Annotated in this window: 3 protein-coding genes and 2 pseudogenes; 3 read left to right on the forward strand and 2 right to left on the reverse strand. The window is 41.9% G+C overall.

Going from position 1 to position 3,411, the window contains the following annotated elements; genetic code table 11:
* Window positions 1–31 precede the first annotated feature (31 nt).
* Entirely contained in the window at window positions 32–202 is a 171-nt protein-coding gene (locus O9332_RS11645) for a hypothetical protein (protein ID WP_502846649.1), read from the forward strand.
* 167 nt (window positions 203–369) lie between these two features.
* Here O9332_RS11645 and O9332_RS11650 read toward each other — a convergent pair.
* Window positions 370–619 (reverse strand): annotated as a pseudogene (locus O9332_RS11650) (hypothetical protein); the annotation flags it as partial.
* Window positions 620–1,075: 456 nt separating this feature from the next.
* On the opposite strand from O9332_RS11650, the pseudogene O9332_RS11655 reads away from it, so the two are divergent.
* Together O9332_RS11655 and O9332_RS11660 are read left to right on the forward strand one after the other, a co-directional pair.
* Window positions 1,076–1,300, forward strand: a pseudogene (locus tag O9332_RS11655) (ISKra4 family transposase); the annotation flags it as partial.
* A gap of 46 nt (window positions 1,301–1,346) precedes the next feature.
* A complete protein-coding gene (locus tag O9332_RS11660; protein WP_288025627.1) occupies window positions 1,347–2,666 on the forward strand; it encodes a threonine/serine exporter family protein in 1,320 nt (439 codons plus the stop codon).
* A 15-nt stretch (window positions 2,667–2,681) separates the two neighbouring features.
* On the opposite strand, the gene O9332_RS11665 is transcribed toward O9332_RS11660, so the two are convergent.
* Window positions 2,682–3,395, reverse strand: a complete 714-nt coding sequence (locus tag O9332_RS11665) for an EcsC family protein (protein WP_353852428.1) — start codon at window positions 3,393–3,395, stop codon at window positions 2,682–2,684.
* Window positions 3,396–3,411: the final 16 nt, after the last annotated feature.

A 3,411-nucleotide genomic window follows, 5' to 3' on the forward strand; every position in this document is an offset into this window, starting at 1 on the left:
AACCCTTATATAGAAAGGCATTTAGCGATTTTTGTCAATTGTTTTTTATCTAGAGCGAACTAATCAATTAAGTCTCTTGCCAGATAAGGATTTAGTCGATTTATGCCCCCCTATCGAACCATACCAAGTAACGAAGAACCATAGTTTCTTCAGCAAAATACTCCTAAAAGTCTTTCCCAGTAAATATTTCACGATTCTATAAGCAAAAATTATCACACAAAGTCGAGAAGAGCCTGGCTACCAATAAATTTCTTCCTTTCCAATCCGTTCTGTCGATTACCAATAACAGATGTCCTAGATGCCTAAGTTTTTTCAGTTTTCTTCTTTGATGTCGATTTTTATTTTTTCGGCTAAACTCTTGCTTAATAATGTGTTTAATTAGCGGAAACCATAACAATTTCACACTTAATTGCGGTAACTTAAGAAACCTCTGTAAATTTCTTCTTCTGCTTTCAAAGGTAATTGGTTGAGGAAATAGGGCAGCTAATCTCTCTAATTGTACCGTTCTGTGACCTTGTAAGAGCAGTATGAGGATTTGCAGGGTAAGATATTGTGCTTCGCTCAGATTAGCTTGTAAACAAGCCGGTTCTTCTGGTTTCTGTGTGGAAACGAGGTCTATACTGATAGTTTCTTCCGCCAAATAGCGATTAAAGTTTTGCCGGATAAGCATTTCACCTTACATAAGCAAAAATTATCACACAAAGTCGAGAAGAGCCACAAGCCTGATAGAATGATGGTAACATTTTAATTTTTTGAGTGGTTGCCATAACCACTCTATTTCTTTGGGGGACATTTGGCTAGAGTCTTTATCCTGCCTACCTTTAAACCTCTTTGTCACCCCTTGAGGGCTTTTAGACTTTTTTTCCCTCAAAAAGTGCTGACCATTGGAGTGATCGGGGGGAAAATTCCTGGACTTTTTCCCTGAAAATTAGGTAACTGACTACCTCAAAATCGGTAAAACCCTACACCCCACACCCCACACCCCACACCCTGCCCCCACGAAAAACTTTTTGCCGCAAACCCTAATTAGTACATAAGCTAAAAGCAAGCTGTGACTGGGTTATAATTTTTGGAGATGTCTATTACGGGGGCGAGATGGAGTCTCAAGGGTGCTGAGGCGGTTTTACGTCTTCGCTCCCTTCAGGTTAGCGGTGATTGGCCTGATTATTGGCACTTTCATTGACAGCAAGAGCATCAACGGCATCATCGGGCTTTGTATCAAGATGGTGTTCCTTTGCTCACAACTGTGATTCAAGCTTGTTGTTCTACTACTTCAAGACACACAGCGATGCTTGTTTGACTTGCCATACGTCCTTCTAAAAGAGCCGCACCCATCTAATTTCTGATTGGCCGATTCAAAAAGGAGAAAAACCAGAGTGGAGTGCGATCCTTTGACCTCAAAATCCTATTTATCCCCTAAATCTCCGTCTTTTCCTGATTATTTTCACCTGATGCTCTTAACTGGCCGCATCTTATTGCAGCACAGTACCACCACCGAACGAGTGCATCAAACCATTCAACAATTAGCGGAAAAATTCGGGGTAGAAGTCCGGGTATATTGTGAATATGAAGCCATTAAACTAACCGTAAAGAGTGAAAATGAATATTCCTCACACTTTAGTCGCCCCATCACCAGCATTGCCGTTAATATGGCTTTAATTACTCAGGTTTTTTTATCGATCGAAAAGTTTCAGCAAAATCGTTTAACCTTGACTGAGTTAATCCAGAAATTAGAAAAGATCGATAAATATCCCCCTATTTATTACCCTCGCTGGTTCATTATTCTGATGTTAGGCCTTACAGGGGCAAGTTTAGCCCGTATTTTTCAGGGAGACTGGGCTTCCTTTGTGATTACGGGAATTGCTACGGCAGTGGGCGTTATCTTACGACAAGAACTGGGGAAAAGGCATTTTAATCCTTTTTTACTTAATTTTCTAGCTGCTTTTTTGGGGGGATGTATCGGGGGAGTGGCAGGCCCACTGGGATGGAGTTCTACTCCTAATATCTGTTTTCTCATCCCGTCGATGATGTTAGTACCGGGGGTTCATCTGATTAATGGAGTCTTAGATTTAGTCGAGAATCATATTCCCATGGGCATGGCACGTCTAGAGTATAGTTTAGTAATTCTTAGTTCAATCGCCTTTGGTTTACTTCTCTCGACAACGGTTACAAACGCCTTACTACCTGTCAGTAATCCTGTTTCTCCCTTACCTCTATTTGAAGATGTTATTTTTGCGGGATTAGCGGCTATGGGATTCGCCATTTTCTTTAATGTGCCGCCGAAAATGTTATGGGCTTGCATTGTCTGTGGCATGGTGGGACATGGGGTAAGATGGTTGTGTATTGACCATGGACCCGGTATTATTTGGGGTAATTTAATTGCTTCTGCTGTTGTTGGGACAATGGCGCTTTATTTTTCTAATCGTTTTCATGCGCCACCGGCTGTAATCGCTTTTGGGGCGGTAGTGGGAATAGTACCAGGAATCTTTGCTTTTCAAGCAGCAAGCGGCTTAATTCAGATTATGACCATACCAGAGAATGCCAGTTCTTTATTACTTGCCACCACCCTAGGCATGATGACAAAAGCTTTTTTAATGACTTTAGCTATTCCCATTGGGTTAGCTATACCTATCCTTTTACGCTTTCAACGCCAACCCAATTTTTAGGAGCAATTCAGTTCTTCAGTTCGCTAGAGCCAAAGAAAGCTTCTGATTATCCAGCAGCCAACGCATTTGATAGGCACGGCGAGCGGCATCCGCCACTTGATTGAGGAAGAAACTCAAACCAACGCCGCTAGAGATAGCACCTAACCAAGGAATTGCCCCACCTACTGAACTGGGAGCTAAATAGATAGTAGCTTGCTGGAAAATCGTTTCAGCTGCCAGCGAGATTGCACCTTTGTCGCCGATTTCAGTGAGAAAATTGTCAAAAGCTTGGCGAGAAAATTGCGTGTGACTGTCTCTCAAATTATCCACCGCTTGCCATTTAGCCTCTGGAGTTTGGGCGGTAGCTGCTGCTAAGATAATCCAAGCAAAATTCCGCTCCTGTTCCGTTGTGGTCGAGTAACCATAACACAAGCCAATTCTCTGAATAGTTTGCAGAGATTGAACTATTGACAGTGGGATTTCGCCAATTACTCCGATAACTCCCATCAAACCGGCAATTGTCCCTTCCACCTCAGCAGTTGTCAGGGTTTTTTGCTGCACCTTCTTCGCTAAATGATCGCAATCTGCTAAGGAGACTTGTTGCCAATCGTGATCTTTCTCAACTCTGTAGTTTAGACTAAAAAATTTGCCTAAAAATAATCCAGCCTTATGAAAATAGCTGAAATCAAAAATCTTGAAGCAAAAAGTAGAGTTAGGATGCTTTTGTTGCCGATTTTTTAGGGGTTGAATGTCGTTTTTTCACAGT

This window comes from Microcystis sp. LE19-10.1B, from assembly GCF_027530565.1.
Taxonomy (GTDB): Bacteria; Cyanobacteriota; Cyanobacteriia; order Cyanobacteriales; family Microcystaceae; genus Microcystis; species Microcystis aeruginosa.